Source organism: Halopseudomonas sp. T1L2 (assembly GCF_055397385.1).
In genome coordinates, this window is sequence record NZ_AP040865.1 from 457,836 (window position 1) to 482,997 (window position 25,162).

The 25,162-nt window shown below is 60.5% G+C and carries 28 protein-coding genes; 22 read left to right on the forward strand and 6 right to left on the reverse strand.

All coding sequences use genetic code 11. The annotated features are described in order from the left end of the window. From ACZ5WQ_RS02125 to sthA, 3 genes are read left to right on the forward strand one after another with little or no spacing between them, the layout of a single operon-like run. The gene (locus tag ACZ5WQ_RS02125) at positions 1-1,023 is read left to right on the forward strand and encodes an FAD:protein FMN transferase (protein ID WP_373315050.1); all 1,023 of its coding nucleotides are present in this window, start codon (positions 1-3) and stop codon (positions 1,021-1,023) included. Positions 1,024-1,026: 3 nt separating this feature from the next. Then, a complete protein-coding gene (gene nqrM, locus ACZ5WQ_RS02130; RefSeq protein ID WP_228246193.1) occupies positions 1,027-1,269 on the forward strand; it encodes a (Na+)-NQR maturation NqrM in 243 nt (80 codons plus the stop codon). A gap of 55 nt (positions 1,270-1,324) precedes the next feature. Next, entirely contained in the window at positions 1,325-2,722 is a 1,398-nt protein-coding gene (gene sthA / locus ACZ5WQ_RS02135) for a Si-specific NAD(P)(+) transhydrogenase (protein WP_088276476.1), read from the forward strand. Positions 2,723-2,734: 12 nt separating this feature from the next. Here sthA and ACZ5WQ_RS02140 read toward each other — a convergent pair whose 3' ends face one another. Genes ACZ5WQ_RS02140 through ACZ5WQ_RS02150 form a run of 3 tightly spaced genes read right to left on the reverse strand, consistent with a single transcriptional unit; the run spans position 2,735 to position 4,340 of the window. After that, the gene (locus tag ACZ5WQ_RS02140; RefSeq protein ID WP_338213488.1) at positions 2,735-3,466 is read right to left on the reverse strand and encodes a glycerophosphodiester phosphodiesterase; all 732 of its coding nucleotides are present in this window, start codon (positions 3,464-3,466) and stop codon (positions 2,735-2,737) included. A gap of 6 nt (positions 3,467-3,472) precedes the next feature. Next, complete coding sequence (locus tag ACZ5WQ_RS02145) at positions 3,473-3,766, reverse strand: phosphodiesterase (protein WP_338213487.1); 294 nt, start codon at positions 3,764-3,766, stop codon at positions 3,473-3,475. Between the two features lie 13 nt (positions 3,767-3,779). After that, positions 3,780-4,340, reverse strand: a complete 561-nt coding sequence (locus ACZ5WQ_RS02150) for a PilZ domain-containing protein (RefSeq protein WP_228246194.1) — start codon at positions 4,338-4,340, stop codon at positions 3,780-3,782. Between the two features lie 112 nt (positions 4,341-4,452). On the opposite strand from ACZ5WQ_RS02150, the gene ACZ5WQ_RS02155 reads away from it, so the two are divergent. Further along, positions 4,453-5,697 (forward strand): lipoprotein-releasing ABC transporter permease subunit, encoded by a 1,245-nt coding sequence (locus tag ACZ5WQ_RS02155; protein ID WP_285678072.1) that lies wholly within the window; start codon positions 4,453-4,455, stop codon positions 5,695-5,697. Further along, positions 5,690-6,370, forward strand: a complete 681-nt coding sequence (gene lolD, locus ACZ5WQ_RS02160) for a lipoprotein-releasing ABC transporter ATP-binding protein LolD (protein WP_269687638.1) — start codon at positions 5,690-5,692, stop codon at positions 6,368-6,370. The genes ACZ5WQ_RS02155 and lolD overlap by 8 nt, the downstream gene beginning before the upstream one ends. Before the next feature lie 4 nt (positions 6,371-6,374). Here lolD and ACZ5WQ_RS02165 read toward each other — a convergent pair whose 3' ends face one another. Further along, positions 6,375-6,905 carry a DUF2062 domain-containing protein gene (locus ACZ5WQ_RS02165; RefSeq protein WP_088276617.1) on the reverse strand — a complete coding sequence of 177 codons (531 nt, stop codon included), beginning with the start codon at positions 6,903-6,905 and terminating at the stop codon, positions 6,375-6,377. Positions 6,906-7,007: 102 nt separating this feature from the next. On the opposite strand from ACZ5WQ_RS02165, the gene ACZ5WQ_RS02170 reads away from it, so the two are divergent. The 8 genes from ACZ5WQ_RS02170 to murB all read left to right on the forward strand — a co-directional run bounded on the left by ACZ5WQ_RS02170 (position 7,008) and on the right by murB (position 13,904). After that, the gene (locus ACZ5WQ_RS02170; protein WP_464383611.1) at positions 7,008-9,251 is read left to right on the forward strand and encodes a DNA internalization-related competence protein ComEC/Rec2; all 2,244 of its coding nucleotides are present in this window, start codon (positions 7,008-7,010) and stop codon (positions 9,249-9,251) included. 83 nt (positions 9,252-9,334) lie between these two features. Then, complete coding sequence (locus ACZ5WQ_RS02175) at positions 9,335-10,018, forward strand: MotA/TolQ/ExbB proton channel family protein (RefSeq protein WP_233049412.1); 684 nt, start codon at positions 9,335-9,337, stop codon at positions 10,016-10,018. A 2-nt stretch (positions 10,019-10,020) separates the two neighbouring features. Further along, entirely contained in the window at positions 10,021-10,455 is a 435-nt protein-coding gene (locus ACZ5WQ_RS02180) for an ExbD/TolR family protein (protein ID WP_088276463.1), read from the forward strand. 2 nt (positions 10,456-10,457) lie between these two features. After that, on the forward strand, positions 10,458-11,474 hold the full coding sequence (gene lpxK / locus ACZ5WQ_RS02185; protein WP_228246273.1) for a tetraacyldisaccharide 4'-kinase: 1,017 nt from the start codon (positions 10,458-10,460) through the stop codon (positions 11,472-11,474). A 3-nt stretch (positions 11,475-11,477) separates the two neighbouring features. Further along, a complete protein-coding gene (locus tag ACZ5WQ_RS02190; RefSeq protein ID WP_088276460.1) occupies positions 11,478-11,663 on the forward strand; it encodes a Trm112 family protein in 186 nt (61 codons plus the stop codon). Between the two features lie 2 nt (positions 11,664-11,665). Then, positions 11,666-12,424, forward strand: a complete 759-nt coding sequence (gene kdsB, locus ACZ5WQ_RS02195; RefSeq protein WP_228246198.1) for a 3-deoxy-manno-octulosonate cytidylyltransferase — start codon at positions 11,666-11,668, stop codon at positions 12,422-12,424. Next, entirely contained in the window at positions 12,421-12,888 is a 468-nt protein-coding gene (locus ACZ5WQ_RS02200; protein ID WP_088276458.1) for a low molecular weight protein-tyrosine-phosphatase, read from the forward strand. The genes kdsB and ACZ5WQ_RS02200 overlap by 4 nt, the downstream gene beginning before the upstream one ends. Next, positions 12,882-13,904, forward strand: a complete 1,023-nt coding sequence (gene murB / locus ACZ5WQ_RS02205) for a UDP-N-acetylmuramate dehydrogenase (RefSeq protein ID WP_464383041.1) — start codon at positions 12,882-12,884, stop codon at positions 13,902-13,904. Before ACZ5WQ_RS02200 ends, murB begins: the two co-directional genes overlap by 7 nt. A 69-nt stretch (positions 13,905-13,973) precedes the next feature. Here murB and rne read toward each other — a convergent pair whose 3' ends face one another. Beyond that, positions 13,974-17,171 carry a ribonuclease E gene (gene rne / locus ACZ5WQ_RS02210; protein ID WP_464383042.1) on the reverse strand — a complete coding sequence of 1,066 codons (3,198 nt, stop codon included), beginning with the start codon at positions 17,169-17,171 and terminating at the stop codon, positions 13,974-13,976. Positions 17,172-17,843: 672 nt separating this feature from the next. On the opposite strand from rne, the gene rluC reads away from it, so the two are divergent. Genes rluC through sppA form a run of 3 tightly spaced genes read left to right on the forward strand, consistent with a single transcriptional unit; the run spans position 17,844 to position 20,479 of the window. Continuing rightward, a complete protein-coding gene (gene rluC / locus ACZ5WQ_RS02215) occupies positions 17,844-18,809 on the forward strand; it encodes a 23S rRNA pseudouridine(955/2504/2580) synthase RluC (RefSeq protein WP_269687634.1) in 966 nt (321 codons plus the stop codon). Further along, positions 18,796-19,491, forward strand: a complete 696-nt coding sequence (locus ACZ5WQ_RS02220; protein ID WP_269687633.1) for an HAD-IIIA family hydrolase — start codon at positions 18,796-18,798, stop codon at positions 19,489-19,491. The genes rluC and ACZ5WQ_RS02220 overlap by 14 nt, the downstream gene beginning before the upstream one ends. Before the next feature lie 19 nt (positions 19,492-19,510). Further along, positions 19,511-20,479, forward strand: a complete 969-nt coding sequence (gene sppA / locus ACZ5WQ_RS02225) for a signal peptide peptidase SppA (protein ID WP_464383612.1) — start codon at positions 19,511-19,513, stop codon at positions 20,477-20,479. 2 nt (positions 20,480-20,481) lie between these two features. Here sppA and ACZ5WQ_RS02230 read toward each other — a convergent pair whose 3' ends face one another. Continuing rightward, positions 20,482-21,060 (reverse strand): Maf family protein, encoded by a 579-nt coding sequence (locus ACZ5WQ_RS02230; protein WP_088275393.1) that lies wholly within the window; start codon positions 21,058-21,060, stop codon positions 20,482-20,484. A 209-nt stretch (positions 21,061-21,269) separates the two neighbouring features. On the opposite strand from ACZ5WQ_RS02230, the gene ACZ5WQ_RS02235 reads away from it, so the two are divergent. The 6 genes from ACZ5WQ_RS02235 to acpP all read left to right on the forward strand — a co-directional run bounded on the left by ACZ5WQ_RS02235 (position 21,270) and on the right by acpP (position 25,124). Then, the gene (locus ACZ5WQ_RS02235) at positions 21,270-21,713 is read left to right on the forward strand and encodes a YceD family protein (protein WP_160003160.1); all 444 of its coding nucleotides are present in this window, start codon (positions 21,270-21,272) and stop codon (positions 21,711-21,713) included. 19 nt (positions 21,714-21,732) lie between these two features. Next, complete coding sequence (rpmF, locus tag ACZ5WQ_RS02240) at positions 21,733-21,915, forward strand: 50S ribosomal protein L32 (RefSeq protein WP_088275389.1); 183 nt, start codon at positions 21,733-21,735, stop codon at positions 21,913-21,915. 36 nt (positions 21,916-21,951) lie between these two features. After that, positions 21,952-22,938 carry a phosphate acyltransferase PlsX gene (plsX, locus tag ACZ5WQ_RS02245; protein ID WP_464383613.1) on the forward strand — a complete coding sequence of 329 codons (987 nt, stop codon included), beginning with the start codon at positions 21,952-21,954 and terminating at the stop codon, positions 22,936-22,938. Between the two features lie 86 nt (positions 22,939-23,024). Next, positions 23,025-23,963, forward strand: coding sequence for an ACP S-malonyltransferase (gene fabD / locus ACZ5WQ_RS02250; protein WP_233049419.1), 939 nt, complete (start codon positions 23,025-23,027; stop codon positions 23,961-23,963). Positions 23,964-23,973: 10 nt separating this feature from the next. Continuing rightward, a complete protein-coding gene (fabG, locus tag ACZ5WQ_RS02255) occupies positions 23,974-24,714 on the forward strand; it encodes a 3-oxoacyl-ACP reductase FabG (protein WP_464383043.1) in 741 nt (246 codons plus the stop codon). Positions 24,715-24,887: 173 nt separating this feature from the next. Then, a complete protein-coding gene (acpP, locus tag ACZ5WQ_RS02260) occupies positions 24,888-25,124 on the forward strand; it encodes an acyl carrier protein (protein WP_088275384.1) in 237 nt (78 codons plus the stop codon). Positions 25,125-25,162 lie beyond the last annotated feature (38 nt).

Consider the following 25,162-nt stretch of genomic DNA (forward strand, 5'->3'; position numbering starts at 1 on the left):
ATGCGGCTGAGCGTTATCCGGCCCGTTATTGCTGTTGCCCTGGCAACAGCCCTAACGGGCTGTTTCAATTCTGTGGACCCGGTTGCGGAAATATATGGTGCAACCATGGGCAGTACCTATTCGATCAAGTGGGTGCCGGTTGATGATTCGCCGGATGTCGAGACCCTGCAGGCCGATATTGACGCCATGCTGGCGCGTTTTGACGATGAAGTATCGACCTGGCGCTCCGATTCCGACCTGGCGCGTTTCAATGCGGCACCGGCCGGGACCTGTATGGATATGCCGGAGTCGGTTCTGACACTGGTTGCTCTGACAGACCAGCTGCATAAGGAGAGTGGCGGAGCATTCGATATTACAGTGGCGCCATTGCTCCAGCTTTGGGGCTTTCACGGCGACCCTCAGTTACAGAGCGTGCCAGACCCGCAGGCACTTGCCGAGACAATGCAATCGGTTGGCCAGCAGCATCTGCACCTGCAGGGCACCCAGCTCTGCAAGGATCGTGCGTTAACCGTCGACCTGAGCAGTGTGGGAGCTGGCTACATGGTTGACCGGGTAGCTGAACGACTTGAGCAGTTCGGCATCAAAAGTTATATGGTGGAGTTGACCGGTGAGCTAAAGGCCGTTGGCCGCAAGCCCGGTGACCGGCCTTGGCGTATCGCCGTTGAGGAGCCGCGGGATGACAACCGTGTCGCCCAGATCATTGTCTCGCTTGACGGCGAAGGGGTCTCGACCTCTGGAGATTACCGCAATTATTTCGAGCTCGACGGACAGCGGTTCTCGCATACCTTCGATGCGCGTAACGGGCGTCCGGTAATGCATCGCCTGGCGTCGGTAACCGTGCTTGATCCTTCTGCCGCGAAGGCTGACGGGCTATCTACCGTGCTCATGATCATGGGCGAAGAGGCAGGATGGAAATATGCGCTGGCGCATGATATCGCCGCGTTTTTTGTTGTTCGCGAGGGTGACACGTTCGAGTCCAGGGTGACGCCCCGCTTTGATGCCCTGACCCCGGGCAAGGAGTAAAACATGGTTTGGTTAATGGCCTTTGTGGTGATGCTGCTGTGTGTGGCCGGCATGGCTGTGGGTGTCATGATGGGCCGCAAGCCGATTGCCGGCTCCTGCGGCGGGATCGGTGCGGTAGGTGTCGACAAGGCCTGCGGCATTTGTGGTGGTGATGTCACCAAGTGTGAGGAGGCCAGTGCCAACGCCGGTGCGCCGCAGCGTCCGCTTAATGCTGATCTTGCCCGTGACGCGACCAAGGTCGACTAGTCGCTGTTGGTGACGCGTGGCACCCTCTTTTTGCGAGATACAAGGAACAGACTGAATGGCCGTATACAACTACGACGTAGTGGTGCTGGGCTCCGGCCCGGCGGGTGAGGGCGCGGCGATGAATGCCGCCAAGCATGGTCGCAAGGTGGCTGTGGTTGAAGAACGTCGTGAAGTGGGCGGTAATTGCACCCATCTTGGCACCATCCCGTCGAAGGCGTTGCGTTATTCGGTCAAGCAGATCATTCAGTTCAACACCAATCCGATGTTCCGGCAGATTGGTGAACCGCGCTGGTTCTCGTTTCCGGACGTTCTGCGCAGTGCCGAGAAGGTGATGAACAAGCAGGTGGCTTCGCGCACCAGCTACTACGCCCGCAACCGGGTTGACGTGTTCTTTGGCAAGGGCAGCTTTGCCGACGAACATACCATCGAGGTGGTAGACGGCTCCGGCGCGGTGGAAAAGCTGATCGCCAAGGAGGTGATCATTGCCACCGGCTCGCGTCCATATCGTCCGGCTGATGTGAACTTCAGTCACCCGCGTATCTATGACAGTGACACCATTCTCAAGCTCAACCATACACCGCGTACGCTGATCATCTATGGTGCCGGTGTCATTGGTTGCGAGTACGCTTCGATTTTCTGTGGTCTTGGGGTCAAGGTTGACCTGATCGATACCCGTGATCGGCTGCTCAGCTTCCTCGACGATGAGATCTCCGATGCGCTGAGTTATCACCTGCGCAACAGCAGTGTGCTGATTCGCCATAACGAGGAGTATGAAAAGATCGAAGGGCTGGACAACCGAGGCGTTGTCCTGCAGCTCAAGTCCGGCAAGCGGCTGAAGGCCGATGCATTGCTGTGGTGTAACGGGCGTACCGGCAATACCGATGGACTGGGCCTTGAGAACGTGGCTCTGCATCCCAATGGCCGTGGTCAGCTGGAAGTGGATGAAAACTACCGCACCAGCGTGCCGAATATCTACGCGGTTGGTGATGTGATCGGCTGGCCAAGCCTGGCCAGTGCAGCCTTTGACCAGGGGCGTTCAGCGGCGGGCAATATTGTCAGCAACGACGGCTGGCGCTTTGTCGATGACGTGCCGACAGGCATTTACACGATTCCTGAAATCAGCTCGCTGGGTAAAACCGAACGCGAGCTGACCGATGCATGTGTGCCATATGAGATTGGCCAGGCCTTTTTCAAGAGTATTGCGCGTGCGCAGATCAGTGGTGAGCCGGTCGGCCTGCTGAAGATCCTGTTCCACCGCGAGACGCTCGAGGTACTGGGTATTCATTGCTTTGGCGACCAGGCCGCCGAGATCGTGCACATCGGTCAGGCGATCATGAACCAGAAAGATGGCGCCAACACCATCAACTACTTCGTCAATACTACGTTCAACTATCCGACCATGGCCGAAGCCTACCGGGTAGCTGCGCTGGATGGCCTGAACAGGCTGTTCTGAGTGTTCGGGGCGCTATGCGCGCCCCTGATTGATTACCTTCACCGCCAGTGATGGCAGGTCGGTAATCAGGCTGTCGACCCCCATTTCGGCAAGTCGCTGCATGAGCGCAGCGTCGTTGACTGTCCATACCGACACGTGAAGTCCGGCCGCCTGCGCTGCACGCAGGCGCTGTTGGCTGCATAGTTTCCAGTTCAGAATCAGATAGTCGCAACCGTAGCGGCGAGCGCTTTTTACCGGATCCAGCAGTCCGTATTCTTCGACCAGCCCGGTTGGCAGCATGAAGTTGCTTCGCCTGGCATAGCGCAGCAATGTTCGGCTGGAAGAGGTGACGACGGCCTTGTCGTGCAGGTTGTATCGTTCGGTCAGCGTGGCGATGGCATCCAGCACGATCCGTGACTGACGCTCTGAACCGCTCTTTACCTCAAGCTGGTAATGCTCGATTTCCGGGCATTGCTGCAGGAGTTGGGCAAGGGTGGGAATAGCACAGGGCGTCTTCCAGCCGGGCAGACCGAAACGCGCGTCGATGCGCGACAGCTCCGCTGCCGTATGCTGGGCAACCTTGCCGCGCAGGCCGGTTGTCCGTTTCAGGGTCGGGTCGTGAATGACCACCAGTTGCTGATCGGCGGAAAGATGAAGGTCCAGCTCGACCCGGGTAACGCCCGCCTCGAGCGCCTTGCGAAAGCTGGGCAGGGTGTTTTCCGGTGCTTCTGCCCGTGCACCGCGGTGGCCGTAAATCAGTGTCATGTCGGATCAGGGGGCCTTTGGCGTATGCTGACGCACGCTGTCGATGACCTTGTCATGCTCGAAGTAGACACTGAAGCCCGGATAGTCCCAGCGGGTAATTGGCGGTTGGCCGACCGCGGCGTGGCGCTTGCTCGGCTCGCCCCAGCGCGCAGTGACGCTGTCAAAACTGGCGCCACGCTGCGGCAGGGGCGTGTGCTGGTTGCCGGCCTGCTCGCCGACGGGAATGCGCAGGGTATCTGCCTGGGCGGCGCCGGCCAGAGCCAGGCAGGCGCATAACAGCAATGAAGGGGTAGCTTTCATCTCGGAGGTCCTTTCAGGTGGATTTGGCGGCGCGTATGTCCTGTGCCTGCTTCTGCAGAATATGCCGCGCCAGCAGCTGACGCTGGGCGTCATTGATCAGGTCAAAGTTCAGTGCGACATGCCAGCGGCCGGGTGAGCCAGCTGGTTCGCAGCGCACGACCCGGGCCGGAATGGCCAGGCCCAGTGGTGCAGGCAGCAGGACCAGGCGCGCAGCTACCCAGCTGTCGGCCGGGTAGGCCACACTGCTTTCGAAATCGACACCGCCTTCGCTCAGGGTAACGCCTTGCGGCTCGCCCAGGTCATCGCCCAGCTCAAGGGCCAGCGTCTTGCCAAGCAGATCGATGCGTTTGTTGATGATCTTGAGGTATTGGGCCAGAGCCCTGTCACGCTCACTGATCTGCCGCAGCAGATGCTGCGACTCGTAGTCGAGCATGTGCAGATCGGCAAGCAGATTGAACAGGGCGCTTTGCCTGGCCCCCAGGTCATCTTCCGGTCCGGCAATGGGCTTGCAGTCCAGGTGGATGTGATCCTGAATACGAAAGAACTCGCGGCTGTCTTCGTGGTCTGTGTGCATGGCGATTCTCTATTCGCGCCGTCGGCAGGCGCTGACCAGACTGTGATGTTCAGTGTAACATGTCGCTCAAAATCCACCGGCTGCGGCTGGAGCATAAGGTAAACCGCTTTTCATGTTCAGACCTTTACCCTTTTTTATCGGCCTGCGCTATACCCGCGCCAAGCGGCGAAATCATTTCATTTCCTTCATCTCGCTGATTTCCATGCTCGGGCTGACGCTGGGCGTTATGGTCATGATCCTGGTGCTGTCGGTGATGAACGGCTTTGATCGGGAGTTGCGCACACGGATTCTCGGTATGGTGCCACACGCCACAATCAACGGTTACCAGCCGATCAGCGACTGGCAATCGCTGGCCGAGCGCTTCGAGCAGAATCCGAAGGTGGTTGGCACTGCACCCTTTATTCAGCTTCAGGGCATGTTGACGCACAACGGCAGCGTTGCGCCGGTGCTGGTCAACGGTATCGAGCCGCAGGCAGAGAAGCGCGTCTCGATTCTGGAAAACCACATGCAATCGGGCTCGCTGGATAATCTGGCGGCAGGAGAGTTCGGCATCGTGATCGGCGAGCTGATAGCCAAGCGCTTCAACGTGGCGGTGGGTGACAAGCTGACATTCGTGCTGCCTGAGGCCTCGGTTACCCCGGCGGGGGTCTTTCCGCGACTCAAGCGCTTCACCGTGACCGGCGTTTTCAAGGTGGGTGCCGAGCTGGACAGCTCGCTGGCCATGATTCACGTTGATGACGCTGCCCGGCTCAGTCGCTGGGAACCGGGCCAGGTCCAGGGCGTTCGGCTGAAATTGAAGAACCTGTTTGAGGCTCCGCAGGTGGCCTGGGACCTGGTGCGTGAACTGCCGGGTGACTACTACGCCCAGGACTGGACCCGTACGCACGGTAATCTGTTCGCCGCGATCAAGATGGAAAAGACCATGATTGGTCTTCTGCTGATGCTGATCGTCGCAGTCGCTGCGTTCAATATCATTTCCACCCTGGTTATGGTGGTGACCGACAAGAAGGCGGATATCGCGATTTTGCGTACCCTGGGCGCCACGCCAGGGGCGATCATGGGGATATTTATGGTGCAGGGCTCGCTGATCGGTGTGGTGGGCACCCTCAGTGGCGGTATTCTGGGTGTGCTTGCCGCGCTGAATGTCTCCGAGATGGTGGCCTGGCTTGAGCGCGTGCTGGGTATTCAGTTCCTCAGCTCGGATGTGTATTTCATCAGCTACCTGCCATCCCAGCTGATCTGGAGTGATGTGGTCGTCATCTGTGTGACGGCACTGAGTCTCAGCTTCCTTGCTACCCTCTATCCCGCCTGGCGGGCCTCACGAACCGAGCCTGCGGAGGCGCTGCGCTATGACTGATCTGGTTCTCGAATGTCGGGATCTGTGCAAGGACTACGCCGTCGGGCCGCAGAATTTGCGGGTGCTGAATAATGTTCAGCTTCAACTCCAGCGTGGTGAGCGGGTGGCGATTGTCGGCAGCTCCGGTTCCGGCAAGACGACGCTGCTCAATATGCTTGGCGGCCTGGATACACCGACATCAGGCGAGGTGCGGCTGGCCGGGCGACAGCTGTCCGCCCTGAAAGAGGTGGAGAGGGGCCGGCTGCGCAATGAGGAGCTCGGGTTCGTCTATCAGTTTCATCATCTGCTGCCGGAGTTCAGTGCGCTGGAGAATGTCTGCATGCCGCTGCTGATCGGTCGCACGCCGATTGCCGAGGCGCGTGAGCGTGCCACAGCCATGCTGGAGCGTGTCGGTTTGGGCAAGCGCATCGGGCACAAGCCGGCGGAGCTGTCAGGTGGGGAGCGGCAGCGGGTTGCCATTGCCCGTGCCTTGATCAATAAGCCTGCCTGTGTACTGCTCGACGAGCCGACCGGTAATCTGGATCAGGATACTGCCGAGAGTGTCCAGCAATTGATGCTGGAACTGAGTCAGACCCTGCAAACGGCCTTTCTGGTGGTAACTCACGATCTTGCGCTGGCTGCGCAGATGGATCGTACCCTCACCCTGCGTCAGGGCCAGTTGCTGTCGGCCTGAGGCTTCACTCCTGCGATTGGCGACGACGTCGCAATTTGCGTCGTTGCCAGTTGCGTGACACCCACATGCGCCAATACAACAGCGTCAGCACGTAACCCAGTGCTGCGACGACGGTGCCGACCACCAGCGACCCCAGCAGCAGGGGTTGCCAAATGTGATGCAGTTCAGCCATCAGCCAGTTCACTGACAGCTCCATCGGCATGCTGCGCTCGGATGCGCCAAGCAGCAATACGCCGACCTGATACTGGGCGAAGAAAATCGGCGGCATGGTGACCGGGTTGGTCAGCCAGACCAGGCTGACCGAAATTGGCAGGTTGGAGCGCGCGATAATGGCGATGGCAGCGGCAACGGCCATTTGCATCGGTATTGGCATCAAGGCTACGAACAGGCCAACCGCCATGGCGCGTGAGACGCTGTGTCGGTTGAGATGCCACAGATTCGGATCATGCAGCAAATTACCCATGAACTGCAGGGATTTGCTGCCCTTGATACGGTCGGGGTGGGGCATCATGCGTTTGAGGAAACGGCGCGGCATCGCAGGGTTCGGTCTGGCTGGCGTGGGCCAATTATGCATGGAATGTCGGGCGGGCACTACTGCCTGACGGCTAAAGCAAAACAGGATGTTTGCGTGAATGAAATGCGCCTGCTGCTGTTCAGCCTGCTGGCAGGGCTGCTCTGTCCGCTGCTGTTCTCGGCTCTGCCGCCCTGGCAGCCGTTTGCATTCGGCTTCGTGCTTTTGCTGGTGTTCTGCTATCTCCGGCCAGCGGCGGCAGTCCGGCCTGTTATGGCGTTCCTGTTGGCCTTTTGCTGGGCCCTGTTCGGTCATCAACTGCTGCTTGATCGGCGTTTGCCCGAGGCACTGGATAATCAGCGTATTCAGCTCAGTGGTCGCATCGACTCGTTACCCGCACAGACGCAAACAGGCTGGCGTTTTCTGCTGCGCGATGTACGCGATACGAGTGGGCAGGCTTTGCCGAGCATGCGCCTGCACTGGTGGGATGGTGAGCCGCTGGCGGCGGGGGAACACTGGCGGTTTGAGGTACGCCTGCGGCGGCCTCGCGGTATGCGTAATCCCGGCACGTTCGATTACGAAGCCTGGTTGTATGCCCAGGGCATTGGTGCAGTCGGCAGTGTGACAGCCGGCCAGCGCATTGAACCTGCTCCGGGCTGGGGGCAGTGGCGCGATCGATTGCAGGCCCGCCTGGCCGGCACGCTCGAGGCTGTTGAGGGCGGGCGGCGGCTGCTGGCCTTGCTGACGGGGGACCGTCAGGCGCTTGACCAGGCGGATTGGGATCGACTGCAGGCAACCGGTACAACCCATCTGCTGGTTATCTCCGGCCTGCATGTCGGCATGCTGGCGGCAGCGGTGTTTGCCCTGACAGCCCTTGTCCTGCGTTACCTTCCGCTACGCTGGTCACGCCCTCAGCTGTGGTTGAGCGCACCTGTTGCCTTGCTGGCAGCGGCCGGATATGCCGGGCTTGCCGGTATGGAGGTACCGGTTCAGCGTGCACTGCTGATGTGCTCGCTGGTGTTGCTGCTGAAGCTTTGGCGGCGTCAGTTGCCGGCCATTGAGCTGTGGCTGGCGGCGATGGTCATTGTCACCCTGGTCAATCCTGCTGCACCGCTGCGGGCGGGTTATTGGCTGTCGTTTATGGCGGTGGGGCTGCTGTTGCTGGGGATGGGAGGGCGGCTGCACGTCCGTGCCCCATGGTGGCGCTGGGGACGCTCGCAATGGATTGCCTTCGCAGGCCTTTGGCCCTGGTTGCTGCTGTGGGGGATGCCGGCCAGTACCGTCGCCATGGGCGTCAATCTGCTGGCAATCCCCTGGGTCAGTCTGCTGATTGTGCCTGCAGCTTTGCTTGGCGCTGTGCTTGACCTGCTTTTCGGGGTGGATCTGCTGCTTCTGCTGGCGGCCCGCCTGCTCAATCTGCTGATGCTTGCGTTGGACTGGGTGGCACAGTGGGGCGCTGTGCTGCATCTGCCGTTCCCCGGCTGGCTGGCTTGGATGATAGGCCTGCTGGGTGTGCTGATCTGGCTGTTGCCGGTTGGGCTGTTGCGTCCGCTGGGGGTGTTGTGTGTTCTCCCCTTGTTGCTGCCCCAGCACGAGCGTCCGCTGGCGGGCGAGGCGCGTGTGGTCGTGCTGGACGTGGGGCAGGGGCTGGCGGTTCTGGTGCAGACCGCCCGCCACGATCTGTTGTACGACGCCGCCGCACGGCATGCCAGCGGATTCGATCTGGGCGAGGCGGTTGTCGCCCCGGGCTTGCTTGGTCTGGGTGTCCGTCAGCTGGATCTGCTGCTGTTGAGTCATGCTGATACCGATCATGCCGGCGGTGCGGTTGCCGTCATGCAGCGGCTGCAACCGCACCGGGTGATCAGCGGTGAGGCCGAGCAGCTGCCTGCGGCGCTGGCGGCTGTGCCCTGTACTAACGGGCAGGAGTGGGTCTGGGACGATGTGCGCTTTCGCCTGTTGCAGGCGCAGAACGAAGGGGAGGACGGCAATGCGCGCTCCTGCGTTTTGCAGATATGGGCAGGCCAGCGCTCTGTGCTCTTGCCAGGTGATATCGGCAAGGCGGACGAGCTGCAATTGCTGGCGCAGCTGGCGCCCGCTGATGTGCTGTTGGCGCCCCATCATGGCAGCCGCAGCTCTTCCAGCTATGTCTTCATCAGGCGTCTCGAGCCGCACTGGGTTGTCTTCAGCGCGGCCTATCACAACCCCTTCGGACACCCCCATCAGCAGGTTGTGGATCGGTACCGCGAATTGGGCAGTGAAGCAATTTATACTGGCAGCGCCGGTGCGGTCAGCTTTATCCTGAGCCCGGATCGGCCGCTTGTTCCGGAGTGGCGCTGGCGCGACAGGGCGCGGCGTTTCTGGCATGAATAACAAACAGTAGTGCGCTGCTTGCGCGGGCCTTTGAGCCGGCTCGCTGTGCTAGAGTAGGCAACGTTTTGGGGGAGGGATCGCTTGTGTGGGAATTGATCAGTTCTGGCGGATGGTTGATGTTGCCCATCATCCTGTCGTCAGTCATCGCGGTGGCCATTGTTATCGAGCGTCTATGGACGCTGCGCAGCGGCAGAGTGGCGCCGGCCAATCTGCTTGGACAGGTCTGGCGATGGGTCAAGGATGGTCAACTGGACTCGACAAAACTCAAGACGCTGCGCGCCGACTCTCCACTGGGTGAGATTCTGGCTGCGGGGCTGGCCAACTCGCGTCATGGTCGCGAGATCATGAAAGAGTGTATTCAGGAAGCCGCCGGCAAGGTGGTGCACGAACTGGAACGCTACCTCAATACCCTGGGGACCATTGCAGCCATTACGCCGCTACTCGGCTTGCTGGGTACCGTGATCGGCATGATTGACGTGTTCAGCGCGATCATGATCCAGGGCACGGGCAACACCGGCGTGCTGGCGGGTGGCATCTCCAAGGCGCTGATTACAACGGCAGCCGGCCTGACGGTCGCCATTCCTGCCGTGTTCTTCCACCGCTTCTTCGTGCGCCGGGTGGACGAGCTGGTCGTTACCATGGAGCAGGAAGCGACCAAGCTGGTCGAAGTCATGCAGGGTAACCGCGAGGTCGACTTTAACGGCAACGGCAACGGCAACGGCAACGGCAACGGCCGGAAGGTTGCCAGCGGCGCAAAGGGGGCCTGAGCGTGAACTTTCGCCGGCAGAAGATAGAAGAGGTCAGCGTCAACCTGACACCGCTGATCGACGTGGTGTTTCTGCTGCTGATCTTCTTCATGGTGTCCACCACCTTTACCCGCGAAACCCAGCTGAAGCTTGATCTGCCGGAGGCCGTATCGGGTGAGCGGGTGGAAGACCGCACCGTCAAACAGCTGGAACTTACCATCAACGCGGCAGGTGAGATGGCGTTGAATGAACGCACCCTGATCAGCTCCGACCTCAAGACCCTGATGGCGGCGCTGCAAAAAGAGTCCGCAGGTGACAGCCAGATCCCTCTGGTGATCAGTGCAGACGCCCAGACCCCGCACCAATATGTCATTACCGCCATGGACGCCGCCGGTCAGCTCGGTTTCAATCGCCTGCGCCTGACCACCAGTGAAGCCGAGGCGGACGCGCAGCAGTGAGCGTGCCCTCGCTGGAGCAGCGACTGCTGCGTGCCTGGTATGACAAGGCTGCCTGGCTGGCTCTGCTGCGGCCTCTTTCTGCCCTGTATCGCTGTCTGGCGGTGCGTCGCAGACAGGCTTATCTGACCGGTGCGCGCGCGCAGTGGCAGCCGCCAGTGCCGCTGATCGTGGTTGGCAATATCACGGTAGGCGGCACTGGCAAGACGCCGATGGTGGTGTGGCTGGTCGAGTATCTGCGTGCGCGTGGCTATCGGGTTGGGGTGGTCAGCCGTGGCTATGGGGCCAGGCCACCGAGCTATCCGTGGAGCGTGTCTGCCACCGATGATCCTGCGGTCTGTGGTGACGAGCCAGCCTTGCTGGTCCGCCGCTGTGGCGTGCCGGTGGTGATTGACCCTGATCGGCCCGCCGCTGCGCGTCATCTGCTCGCCACCACGGATGTAAACCTGATTATCAGCGACGATGGTTTGCAGCATTACGCGCTGGGGCGCACTGTCGAGCTGGTCATGCTGGATCAGCAGCGTGGGCTGGGTAACGCGCGCTGTCTGCCTGAGGGGCCACTGCGTGAGCCGGCCGAGCGACTGGAGTCGGTTGATCTGGTGGTCAGAAATGGTGCCGCCGGCGATGCGGTCGATGGCTTTGGCATGCAACTGTTGCCTCGGGCACTGGTCAATCTGGTAACCGGGGAGCGGGTTGCCGCGGCGCGCTGGTCCGGGCCACGTCAGGTGACAGCCATGGCCGGCATCGGCAATCCGCAGCGCTTTTTTCGCACCCTCGATGACCTGGCCTTTGATTTTGATACCCGTATCTTTCCCGACCACGCGCATTACGACGCGTCCATACTGTCGGTTCTTCCGACGGACCGCCCGGTGGTGATGACCGAGAAGGATGCGGTGAAGTGCGCGCCGCAGGCGCAAGAAAACTGGTGGTATCTGAGTGTTGAGGCTCAATTGAGTGAGGCTTTCGCGGCGGCGCTGTACCGCCTGTTGCCTTCTCCTTCCGATGAAATCAAGCAGGAGTAACTGATGGACCCTAAATTGCTGGATGTACTGGCTTGTCCCCTGTGCAAGGGGCCGCTGGTGCTGAGTAACGACAAGCAGGAATTGTGGTGCCGCGCCGACGGCCTGGCGTTCCCCGTGCGCGATGGTATTCCGGTGATGCTGGAAACCGAAGCGCGGGCTCTGGATGCCGATGAAAAGTTGGGTGACTGAACATGTTCCACGTCATCATCCCGGCACGTTATGCCTCCACCCGATTACCGGGCAAGCCATTGCAGCTGATTGACCGCAAGCCGATGGTCCAGCATGTCTGGCAGCAGGCGTGCAAGAGCGGTGCGGCCTCGGTGATTGTGGCCACCGATGATCAGCGCATCATGGATGCCTGTGCTGGTTTTGGCGCCAGGGCAATCATGACCCGGGCGGACCATCCGACCGGGACTGATCGCCTGCAGGAAGTAGTGAGTCAGTTGGGTCTGCCGGACGACGCCTGTGTGGTCAATGTGCAGGGTGATGAGCCGATGATTCCGCCTGCGGTCATTGATCAGGTGGCGGCCAACCTGATCGCGGCGCAGGACGCAGGTATCGCTACCCTTGCTGAGCCGATTCACGACAGCGAGACCCTGTTCAATCCCAATGCGGTCAAGGTGGTCTGTGATCATCAGGGCTACGCGCTGTACTTCAGTCGAGCGCCCATGCCCTGGTGTCGTGATCAGTTTGCAAACGGCCCGGCGGCGTTGCCGGATGCCATTCCGTTCCGCCGCCACGTGGGTATCTATGCCTACAAGGTCAGCTTCCTTCATGCCTACGTTGGCTGGCCTGCCAGTCCGCTGGAAACGGCCGAGTCACTTGAGCAATTGCGTGCGCTCTGGTTCGGTACCCGTATTCACGTCGCTGATGCCTGCCAGACATTGCCGGCTGGTGTCGATACCGCCGAGGATCTCGAGCGGGTGCGGGCACTGCTGGGGTCGGCATGACTCGAGTTCTGTTTGTTTGTCTGGGCAATATCTGTCGCTCGCCTACTGCGCAGGGTGTGTTCGAGGCCATGCTCGCCGAACGCGGGCTGCAGGCGCACTACACGGTGGATTCGGCCGGTACCGGCGGCTATCACGCCGGAGAGGCGCCTGATCGCAGGGCCCAGCTGGCAGCCCGCCGCCGCGGTTACGATCTCAGTGCCCAGCGTGCCCGCGCCGTGTGCGCAGACGACTTTGAACAGTTCGATCTGATACTGGCGATGGATCGCAGCAACCTGGAGAACCTGTTGCGGGTCGCGCCAGCCAACTGTGCTGCCCGAATTCGGCTGTTCATGAGTTATGCGCCGTCCTTGCCCGCAGAGGTACCCGATCCGTATTTCGGTGGTGATGAAGGCTTTGAGCAGGTGCTGGACATGCTGGAGGCGGCCTCCGCCGGGCTATTGGATGAGGCGCACAACGGATGCTGACGCTGGAGACCAACGCTGAGCTGCAACCGTTCAACACGATGGCTATTCGCGAACGCGCCGAGTATCTGGTGCGGGTGGAATCTGACGTCGAGCTGCGCGAAGCGCTCGCGCAGGCTGACGCGCGTGGCTGGCCGGTTACCCTGTTGGGAGGTGGTAGCAACATCGTGGTGGCGGGTCCTGTTTCGGGGCTCGTCGTAGTGATGTGCAGTCGGGGGCGGCGGATTTTGCAGCGCCGGGGCAGTGACGTGCTGATCGAGGCCGAGGCAGGGGAGAACTGGCATCGTCTCGTGGGCTGGTCGCTGGATCTTGGCTTGAGCGGGCTGGAGAACCTGGCGCTGATTCCGGGTACGGTGGGCGCTGCGCCAGTGCAGAACATTGGCGCCTACGGTGTCGAAGTGCGTGATCTGTTTGACAGCCTGGATGCCCTTGATCGCGAGACCGGCGAAATTCGCTGCTTTACCCGTGATGCGTGCAATTTTGCCTATCGTGACAGCGTGTTCAAGCGTGCCGCCGGGCGTTTTGTCATTCTCCGTGTTCGCCTGCGTTTGCACACGCGTGCCCAGTTGCGAGTGGATTACGCGCCGCTCGCGGCGGCCTGGGCGTCGACGGGCCTGAGTCGGCCGGATGCAAGGGTTGTCGCCGAGCTGGTCATGTCGATTCGGCGAAGCAAGCTGCCGGACCCGGCCGTCGTGCCCAATGCGGGAAGTTTTTTCAAGAATCCACTGGTCCCGGGCTTGGCGGCAGATCAGCTCGCCACCCGGTTCCCGGCGATGCCGCAATTTCCGCAGGCTGACGGACAGGTAAAGCTGGCGGCGGGCTGGTTGATTGATCAGGCGGGCTGGAAAGGCTATCGAGAGGGGCCGGTCGGCGTGCACAGTGAGCAGGCGCTGGTACTGGTCAATCCGGGCGGAGGTAGTGGTGCCGAGGTACTCGGGCTGGCCGAGAAAATCAGGCAGGACGTGTTGCAGCGTTACGGTGTAATGCTCGAGCAGGAGCCGCCGGTGGTCGGTCTATAACCTTGGTGGTGAAGATATTGGGCGCATAAAAAAGGGGATGCAATGCATCCCCTTTTTCGTTGCCGACTATCAGGGCTTGTCGCCCTCTGTCGGCTCAGGCTTGCGCGGCGCTTGTTCCGTCTCGGCCTGTTCTGGCGATGGCTCTACCTGAGCGTCGGCCTGCACGGCTTCGTCGGCAGCTGCAGCATCTGCAGGTTGCTCGGCAGCAGCATCGGTGAGCAGATCAACCTGTTGAGGCTGGCTCGGCTCTACCTCTGCAGCCTTTTGCTCGACAGCCTCTGCCGGCGCTTCAGGCTGATCGACAACGGCTTCCTGCGCGGCAGGTTGCTCAGGCTGTACCTGTGCGGCCCTGGCCGCTTCTTCCTCGGCCTGACGCTTGGCTTCAAGCTGGCGCTTGCGAATCTCGCGTGGGTCGTTGTAGGCGCGGCCGCTCTCTGTCAGGGCGGGGATGCTGCTTTCGGCCTGAACCGGCTGCTCGGCGACGGCTTCGACCTTGGGCGCTTCTGCAGGTACTTCTGCTGTCGGCTGCTGGCTGGCTTCTACCTTGGGTTCCACCTCTGCAGTTACCTGCGCGACAGGCGCTGGCTCTTCGGCTGGCTGTTCGACCGCTGCCGGCTCGCTGGAGACCGCTGCCTCGGTGCTTTCTACCGGTGCTTCGCTCTCCTGGCTCTCGGTCTTGGCCTCAGCTTCGACTTTGGCTTCAGCTTCGATGCTGGCTTCTTGCGGCTGAGCCTGGCTGAAGGCTTCAACGGCTGTCTCGATGGAGGCCTCTGCCTTGCTTGCCGCTTCACTCAGGCTGGCTTCGACCGGTGATTGCAGGTCGGTAACCTCGGCCTGCTGCTCGTCATCAGCCTTGCCCTCGGCCGGTGCGTCCCCGGTATTGGCGGTTGCTGTCGCTACTGCTGCAATGCTGGCTGCGTCCGGGTTGCTGTCAGCTGAGGCTGAGGTTGCTGCGTCTGCGTTATCGCCCTGGCTCTCGGTATCGGTCCCTTCGGCTTGCGGACGACGACGGTTGTTGCGGCGGCGCTGGCTGCTGCGAGAGCGACGTTTGGGGCGTTCACCTTCGCCGGCGTCGGTTTCCGCGCTGACGCTTTCGTCGGCCACATCGGCGGCGCTGACCTGATCTTCGATCTGCTCGGCCGGCTCAGTCTGCTCGGGGCGCGGCTGTTGCGGCCGACGCTCGCGCTGCGGACGCTCCTGGACGGGGCTGTTCTCGCGGCTGCTCTGCTGCTCTGTATCCGCCTGTGGCGCAGCAGCAGGAGCTGGACGACGACGGCGGCGCTGCTGATTGCCACCCTCGTTGCGCGCTTCTGTGCTTTCTGCTTCGTTGCTGCGCTCGGTGCGCGGCTGCTGTTTGCGCTCAGTGTCCTGACGGTTGCCGCGCTCGCTGCGTTCGTTGCGTTCAGGGCGTTCTGCACGCTCACCCCGCTCACCGCGCTCGTTGCGGTCGCCCCGCTGACGGCGGTTACGGTTGTTGCGGCGCTCGTCGGCGTTGCGGCTGCTGCGCTCGCGCTTCGGTTCGCTGCTGGCTTGCTCCTGCTGTTTGGCAGGCTCGGCTGCAGTCTGCTCACTGGCAAACAGGCCGACCAGGCTCTTGATCAGGCCCTTGAACAGATTGGGTTGGGCGGCCTGAACCGCTTCAACGGCAGCCGGCGGAGTCGGCGCGGGGCGTGCAGGGGAGAGTGCCTTGACGGCGGCTTCCTGGCGTACGATGGCGCGGGTCTGGCTAACCGGAGCCGGCTCTTCCACTTCAACCGTGCTGGTGGCGTTGTAGCTGGTTTCACCGTTCAGGACAGATTCGTGGTCGTCGCGCAGGCGCTGGACATCGAAATGCGGGGTGTCCATGTGCGGGTTTGGCAGAACCAGTACGCGAACGCGGGTGCGTGCTTCGGTTTTGGCCAGAGCATCGCGCTTTTCGTTCAGCAGGAAGGTGGCAACCGGTACCGGCACGTGGGCGCGGACTTCGGCTGTGCGTTCCTTCAGGGCTTCTTCTTCGATCAGGCGCAGAACCGACAGCGACAGGGATTCGACATCGCGAATGGTGCCGCGGCCATTACAGCGAGGGCAGACGATACCGCTGGTTTCACCCAGCGACGGACGCAGGCGCTGACGAGACATTTCCAGCAGGCCAAAGCGAGAGATGCGGCCAACCTGAACGCGGGCGCGATCGGCTTCCAGGCTCTCGCGAACGCGTTCCTCAACGGCGCGCTGGTTTTTGGCCGGCGTCATATCGATGAAGTCGATAACAATTAGGCCGCCAATGTCGCGCAGGCGCAGCTGGCGGGCTATCTCTTCAGCCGCTTCCAGGTTGGTCTGCAGTGCGGTTTCCTCGATATCGCCACCCTTGGTTGCGCGGGCGGAGTTGATGTCGATGGAGACCAGGGCTTCGGTATGGTCGATTACGATAGAGCCGCCGGACGGCAGCTTCACTTCGCGCTCGAATGCGGTCTCGATCTGGCTTTCGATCTGGAAGCGATTGAACAGCGGCACGGGGTCTTCATACAGCTTGACCTTGCTCGCGTACTGCGGCATGACCTGGCTGATGAAGTTGAGAGCCTCTTCCTTGACCTCTGGGCTGTCAATCAGCACTTCACCGATGTCCTGGCGCAGATAGTCACGAATGGCGCGGATGATGACATTGCTTTCCTGATAGATCAGGAACGGGCTCTTGCGTTCTTCGGAGGCACCCTTGATGGCTTCCCATAGCTGCAGGAGGTAGTCAAGGTCCCATTGCAGTTCTTCGGCGCTGCGGCCAAGGCCTGCGGTGCGCACGATCATGCCCATATCGGCAGGGACGTTGAGGCTGTTCAGGGCTTCGCGCAGTTCATTGCGCTCTTCACCCTCGATGCGTCGGGAAATGCCGCCGGCACGCGGGTTGTTCGGCATCAGCACCAGATAGCGGCCAGCGAGGCTGATGAAGGTGGTCAGGGCTGCGCCCTTGTTGCCGCGTTCTTCCTTGTCGACCTGGACGATGACTTCCTGGCCTTCTTTCAGAACGTCTTTGATGTTGACGCGACCTTCAACCTGTTTGGAGAAGTATTCGCGGGAGATTTCCTTGAGCGGGAGAAAGCCGTGTCGTTCGGAGCCGAAGTCGACAAAGGCGGCTTCCAGGCTGGGTTCGACGCGGGTGATACGGCCTTTGTAGATGTTAGCCTTTTTCTGCTCGCGAGCGCCGGATTCGATATCCAGATCGTAGAGGCGTTGACCATCTACCAGGGCGACACGCAACTCTTCGGGTTGAGTTGCGTTAATGAGCATTCTTTTCATGAAGTACCGTTGTGTTTCCGATGCTTTCCGGTCTACACGGGCACGGCACCTGCGACTCTCTGGTTCGGTGTCAGGTGTGTTTCTGTCATCGGCACTCGGCCGAGATGCAGAGTTCACATCGCCAGGTTATGGCGACAGTTCAATCTGTTACAGCTACTGCATACAGAGAAACTGCTTCTGGACCCCCGGCAGAACGGTTCTGGCGGGCGCGGCAGCGGGTGGCTGCCGGAAGGGGCTCTAGGGTGTCAGCGCATTGTCTGCGGGGGCCTTCGAGCCATACAGCCGTCGCACCTTGCGCGGCTGCCGGGAATCCTTGGGGAGGAATCAGCTGGACTGGGGACGGGGACACGCTAGTTGGCTAGTGTCTGCGCTCGTCACATCATCCTGAAGCTGTGCATCTCCACCTAAACACGTACCCATCTGAATCGGGTGCCGCTCCGTTGTTGGTCGGTAGCGGGTTAATGTTCTGGCCTTCATCACGATGGCCAGGGTGTAAGCATGAGTCCTGTCGGCGGCGGGTGTTGCCTGCTGCGACCGGGCTGCATGTGGTTGTTTCTGGGGTTTGGCAGGTGGTTTTGACCTGAGATCCCCGGCTGCAGAATCGGCAGCTCGCCGGACTATAGCAGTATTTTTTAAGTGCTTCAATTGAATGAAAAATTGTATGATGCGCCGATGAAAAACACCTCTCCAGAACTGCCTGCCCAAGTCCAATTCGATGATATCTCTGCCGATCAGGCGGGGCAGCGCATCGATAATTATCTGATTACGCGCCTCAAGGGGGCTCCCAAGACGCTTGTCTATCGCATTTTGCGCAAGGGCGAGGTGCGAGTGAACAAGGGTCGGGTCAAGCCGGACTACCGCCTGCAGGCGGGCGACCAGTTGCGCATCCCGCCGGTGCGTCTGCCGGCGCCTGACGAGCCGGTGCTGGTCGGGCAGGGCATTCTCAATGCGCTCGAGCAGAATATCCTGTTTGAGGACAAGGGAATTATTGTGGTGAACAAGCCGGCTGGTCTGGCGGTTCATGGGGGTAGCGGTCTGCATTTCGGCGTTATTGAGGCAATGCGCCAGTTGCGTCCGGATTGTCCGCAAATGGAGCTGGTCCATCGGCTTGATCGTGATACCTCCGGCTGCCTGATGATTGCCAAAAAGCGCAGTGTGCTTCGGCATCTTCATGCGGCGCTGCGGGGTGATGGTGTCAACAAGCGGTATTGGGCTCTGGTGCGCGGGCGCTGGCCCGGGTCGACAAAAAAGGTGCATGCGCCTTTGCAGAAAAATAATCTGCGCTCCGGCGAGCGTATGGTTGAGGTGGATCCGGCCGGCAAGGAGAGTCTGACCGAGTTCAAGGTGCTGCAGCGGTTTGCCGATTACGCGACCCTGGTCGAGGCAAGGCCCATTACCGGTCGCACTCATCAGATTCGAGTGCATGCCAAGTATGCGGGGCATCCAATTGGTGGCGACCCCAAGTACGGTGATGATGACTTTTCCCGCGAGTTGCGAGAGCTGGGCGGCAAGCGCTTGTTTCTGCATGCGCGCTCGCTGTCGGTGGAAATGGCTGATGGCAGCATGCTGGAAGTTGAGGCCGAGCCGGGTCCGATGTGGGATGAAACGCTGCGCAGGCTGGCCAATGTCGGCAATTGATACGCTGATTTTTGATTGGGATGGCACGTTGGCTGATTCGGTTGGTCATATCGTCAGTGTCATGCAACGCGCAGCGGCAGCGGTCGGGCTCGATGTGCCTGCTTCGGATGCGGTGCGCGGGATTATCGGTCTGAGTCTGTCCGAGGCGGCGGCCAGGCTGTTTCCGCAGCAGTCTCATCTGCATGTCGTTGTGGTCGAGGCCTACCGCGATATCTATCTGTCTGAGGATCAGGCAAGCGTGTCATTGTTCCCTGGTGTGCGTGAGGCGCTTGATACCTGGCGTGAGCAGGGGTTCAGGTTGGCGGTGGCCACAGGCAAGGGGCGTAAGGGCTTGGCTCGAATTCTCGAGCAGCACGATATGCTCGATTATTTCGATGCAACGCGCTGTGCTGACGAGGCGGTGAGCAAGCCGGATCCTGCCATGCTGCACCAGTTGGTTGATATGCTTGAGACCTCTGCCGCGCGCTCGCTGATGGTTGGCGACAGCAGTTTTGATATTGAGATGGCACATAATGCCGGGATGCGTTCGGTCGCCGTCAGCTATGGCGCTCAATCGCGGGCGCAGCTGCTGGCTTGTGCGCCCTTGCATTGTATTGATGTGTTTGCCGAGTTGCCGTTGTGGCTGCGTGCTCAGCGTGCTGATTGGCAGGTAATCGGACTGAGAGGCTGTAATGGATCGTGATCGCTGGACTGAAGGTGAAATGGTGTCTACGGCTGACTCCAAGGGTGCTGTTGAGGACGCCAAGGCGTGGGCTTTGCTGGAGGGCACGCTGAATGCCTCGCTGCAGGAGCAGCGGCGGTCACGCCGTTGGGGGATTTTCTTCAAGCTGCTGACCTTTACCTATCTGTTTGTGGCGCTGGCGCTGTTGTCGCCCCTTGGGCAGTTGGGGTCCTCTGCCGCGGTAGGACCGCATACGGCGGTTATTGAGGTGCGCGGCGTGATTGCCGATCAGGAGGAGGCGAGTGCCGACAACCTGGTCGGAGCCTTGCGCGAGGCGTTTGAAGATGAAAACACCAAGGGCATTGTGCTGCGAATCAACAGTCCAGGTGGAAGTCCAGTGCAGTCCGGTTACGTCTATGACGAAATCAAGCGGCTGCGCGCACTGCATCCGGATGTGAAGGTGTATGCGGTTATTACCGATATTGGCGCCTCGGGTGCCTATTACATTGCCTCCGCTGCAGATGAAATCTATGCCGATAAGGCCAGTCTTGTGGGTTCGATCGGGGTGACTGCTGCCGGCTTCGGATTTGTCGGCACCATGGACAAGTTGGGTGTCGAGCGGCGTATCTATACCGCCGGCGAGCACAAGGCGTTCCTGGATCCGTTTCAGCCGGAAAAGCCCGATGAGCGAGCCTTCTGGCAGCAGGTGCTGAACACCACCCATGAGCAGTTTATTCGCAGTGTGCGTGTGGGGCGTGGAGATCGGCTGAAAGAGACGCCGGATATGTTCAGCGGTCTGGTCTGGTCGGGTGAGCAGGCGCTGGAGCTTGGTCTGGTTGATGGTTTGGCGAGTACGTCTGCCGTTGCACGTGATGTGATCGGTGCTGAGGATCTGGTCGATTTCACCCGTCAGGAGTCGCCGCTGCAGCGCTTTACTCGCCAGCTGGGCGCCAGTGTCGGAGCGGAGCTGGCGACGCGCCTCGGGTTGCAAGGTCCGTCGCTGCGCTGAGTTCAGGGTAGGTTGAGGCCTTCGTTCGCGAGCATGGCGCGCAGGCGGATCAATGGCAGTCCGATCAGGCTGGTCGGGTCATTCCCCTGGATGCGTGCAATCAGGGTGATGCCGAGTCCCTCCGACTTGAAGCTGCCGGCGCAATCGTAGGGTTGCTCAAGTTGCAGGTAGCGCTCGATCTCCTCGGGGTTCAGGTCGCGAAAGGTGACGTGCACGGGCTCGATGCAGGTTTGTTCGTGACCGTTTGCGCTGTTCAGGACGCAAAGGGCTGTTGAAAAGGTCAGTGTGCGGCCGCTGCTGCGGGTCAGTTGGTCGACTGCGGCGGCGTGGCTCACTGGCTTGCTGACGGGTTCCCCATCGAGCAGCAGGACCTGATCCGAGCCGATGATGAGGTGATCGCTGAATCGGCTGCGCAGTGTCTGTGCTTTGGTTCGGGCCAGGCGCTGGGTGAGTTGCTCGGCGGTTTCGCCCGGCTGCGGGGTTTCGTCGATATCCGGCGAGGCGCACTCGAACGGCTGTCGAAGACGTTCAAGCAGGCTCTTGCGGTATGGTGAACTGGAAGCAAGAACCAGTTTTTGCATGTTGTATCTCCGCTGGGTTGAGGTGCTTATGGTAGCGGCTGGGATGATTGTTGTGCGAGCTGCCGAACGGCATGCCCAAGGGCTTAAATAGTTTTGACAGGCGGGGTTTGTGCCCCTAGAATTGCGCGCTTATGTCTGGAACCATACCCCCGCACATCGAACCGGCTCGACTGGTTGACCGCAGAATTACGCTGAAAGGCGTAGTGAAGGTGAGCAGTCTTGAGCGCTTTTCGGCGGTGTTGCAGGCCGCGACTGGAGAAGTTCAGGTTGAACTGTACTTTTCCCGGGACGAGCAGCGCATAGCAACCATGCATGGTCATTATCAGGTCGATGCGCCGTTGTTGTGTCAGCGTTGTCTTGAGCAGGTTGTCGTGCCGATCGACAGCGAGTGTGATGTGGGGTTTGTAACGAGCGACGAGGCGGCAAAACAGCTTCCGCGTCACTATGAACCGGTTATTGTGGGTGATGAACCGCTCGATCTGCATGCGCTGATCGAGGACGAGCTGCTCCTGGCTTTGCCTGCAGTTCCGATGCATCCGCAACAAACTTGTCAGCATCCGCCAGGGTATCGCCCTGAGACGGCGGAGCTGGAGGAAAAGTCTGAGAAGCCTAATCCTTTCAGCGTGCTGGCCAAATTAAAACGCGATACCTGAGCTTAGGAGCTTATTAGTCATGGCTGTTCAGCAGAACAAAAAGTCCCGTTCCGCACGCGGCATGCGTCGTTCGCATGATGCCCTGTCCGCCTCCGCCTTGTCCGTCGACAAGACTACTGGTGAAACCCACCTGCGCCACCACGTTTCCCCTGACGGTTTCTACCGTGGTCGTCAGGTGATCAACAAGGACAACGACGAATAAGTCTTGTCCACGTCAATCCGCATTGCGATTGATGTGATGGGCGGGGACCGCGGTCCCCGCTGCATTGTCCCTGCTGCGCTGCGCAGTCTCTCGCTGTACCCCTTCCTGCATATTACTCTGGTTGGTGCTGCCGACATCGTCGAGCCCCTGCTGGGTAGTGCTGCTGTTGATTCTGATCGTCTGTCATTTCGTCCTGCCCGTGAACAGATTCTCGCTGATGATCCGCCTGCCAGCGTGCTGCGCGGTAAGCGCGATGCCTCCATGCGTGTTGCTCTTGAGCTGGTCCGAGACGGGCAGGTTGATGGCTGTCTGAGTGCGGGCAATACCGGTGCGCTGATGGTGCTTGCGCGTGCGGTGCTGGGCACCCTTGAGGGTATTCGTCGGCCTGCAATCATGGCCGCATTGCCGGTATCGGGGCGCCTGTGTCATGTCCTTGATCTGGGTGCGAACGTAGATTGCCCGGCCGAACAGTTGGTCGAGTTTGCGATCATGGGCGCTGCCGCGGCCGCTGAGCTGAGCGGTAACCCGGCGCCGCGGGTCGGACTGCTGAATATCGGCAGCGAGACGCATAAGGGCAATCGCCAGGTACGTCAGGCGGCTGCGTTGCTGCAGGTCTGCCCGGCGATCAATTACGTTGGTTCGGTCGAGGGTGATGGCCTGTTTCGGGGTGAGGCGGACGTAGTGGTCTGTGATGGCTTTGTCGGTAATGTGCTGCTGAAAGCCAGCGAAGGGGTTGCGGGCTACCTGCAGGCGGAGCTGCGCAGTGCGGTGGCGGATAGCTGGTTGCTGCGCTGGCTGGCACCGCTGGTGCTGCATGCCACCCGGAGCACGCGCGAGCGCCACGACCCGGCACGTTATAACGGGGCTAGTCTGCTTGGTCTGCGCGGCGTGGTGATGAAAAGCCACGGTTCGGCAGATGAGGAGGCGATTCTGGCTGCCATAGGGCATACGCTCAAGGCGTGTCAGGCACGCTTGCCGGAGCGTATTGCTGGTCGGGTGCGTGAATGCGGGGCCGTGCTGTGACCCCGGGCGCATTGCCGGCATCCAAATTCCGATGTCACACGCAGGTGTCTAGACTCTCTGCAATCTTTTGATAACAGGATGATGTTATGACTAACACCCTTGGCTTTGTCTTTCCCGGTCAGGGCTCCCAGTCCGTCGGCATGCTGAGCGAACTGGCCCAGCAGCACGCGATTATCACTGAGACGTTTGCCGAAGCATCCAGTGCTCTGGGTTACGATCTCTGGGCGCTGAGCCAGAACGGTCCCGAAGCGGATCTGAATCGCACCGATCGCACCCAGCCTGCGATTCTGACTGCGTCTGTTGCCCTGTGGCGACTCTGGTGTGCCGAATCCGGCGTGCGTCCTGGCTTTGTTGCCGGGCACAGCCTGGGTGAATATTCGGCGCTGGTTGCGGCCAATGTGCTTGATTTTGCCGATGCGGTGCGTCTGGTTGAGCGTCGCGGCCAGTTGATGCAGCAGGCTGTGCCCGAAGGGCAGGGCAGCATGGCTGCTATTCTGGGGCTGGAGGATCAGCAGATCATTGATATCTGCGCTGCGGCATCTCAGGGTGAGGTAGTCAGTGCGGTCAACTTCAATGCGCCGGGTCAGGTTGTGATTGCTGGGCAGGTCGACGCTGTCGCTCGTGCGATTGATGGCTGCAAGGCGGCTGGTGCCAAGCGTGCGCTGCCGTTGCCGGTCAGTGTGCCGTCGCATTGCGCGCTGATGCAGCCAGCTGCAGAGCAGCTGGCTGAGGACTTTGCGGCGCTGAGCTGGCGCGCGCCGGAGATTACCCTGGTGCAGAACGTTACTGCGCGGCCGGCGTCGGATGTGACCGCGCTGCGTCAGTTGCTGGTCGAGCAGCTGTACAGTCCGGTTCGCTGGGTAGAGTCGGTTGTTTACATGGCCGAGCAGGGCGTAACCGATCTGGTCGAGTGTGGACCGGGCAAGGTGTTGGGTGGTCTGAACAAGCGTTGCGCCAAAGGTGTCAACAACCACAGTCTGGAAAGCGTGGCGGGTTTTGATGCGTTCCGCGCGCAGTTTGCTTGAGGAGCAGGGCATGAGTCTGGAAGGAAAGGTTGCACTGGTTACCGGTGCCAGCAGAGGGATTGGGCAGGCAATTGCGCATGCGCTGGCCGCTCAGGGTGCAGTGGTCGTCGGCACGGCTACCAGCGATGCGGGCGCTCAGGCGATCGCTGACAAGCTGGCAGAAGCGGGCTACAAGGGTGCCGGCATGAAGCTGGATGTGCGTGATGCCGAGTCTGTCAGTGCTGTTTTGTCGGCCATTACCGAGGCCTACGGTGCGCCGGCCATCCTGGTCAATAATGCAGGTATCACCGCCGATAATCTGCTGATGCGCATGAAAGATGAAGAGTGGGATGACGTGATCGGCACTAACCTCAGCTCGGTCTACCGTTTGTCCAAGGCAGTCCTGCGGGGCATGACCAAGGGCCGCTGGGGGCGTATCATCAACATCAGTTCCGTGGTCGGCTGCATGGGTAACGCCGGTCAGTCGAACTACGCTGCGGCCAAGGCGGGTATGGAAGGGTTTACCCGCGCGCTGGCGCGAGAAGTCGGTTCGCGAGCCATTACTGTGAACGCGGTGGCACCTGGCTTTATTGACACCGACATGACGCGTGCGCTTAATGACAGCCAGCGTTCGGTCATGCTGGAGCAAATTCCGCTCGGTCGTCTGGGGCAGGCAGAGGAAATTGCTGCCGCTGTTGCGTTCCTGGCGAGCGAAAATGCTGGCTACATCACCGGTGCTACACTGCCGGTCAACGGTGGCATGTACATGTAATTCACTGCCGGTATCGACCGGGGTCGATATTGGCTTGAGTTTCATTGGGTGGAAGCCGCAGGCTTTGACCTCTTTGCGTCAGAGACGATTCGCGCTTGAAACCAAGAGAATTGTTTCTATAAACTACCCGCAGTCCGGCTTCTCGGAACTGCAAATAGGAGTGAGAACAAGGTATGAGTACCATCGAAGAACGCGTCAAGAAAATCGTTGCCGAGCAGCTCGGTGTCAAAGAAGAAGAAGTAACCAACAGTGCTTCTTTTGTTGAAGATCTTGGCGCTGACTCCCTGGACACCGTGGAGCTGGTGATGGCTCTCGAAGAAGAATTCGAGACCGAGATTCCGGATGAAGAAGCCGAGAAGATCACCACCGTTCAGGAAGCTATCGACTACGTGAACGCTCACCAGAAGTAATCACGTAGCCTGCTTGCAGGACGAAAAAAGCCGCAGTA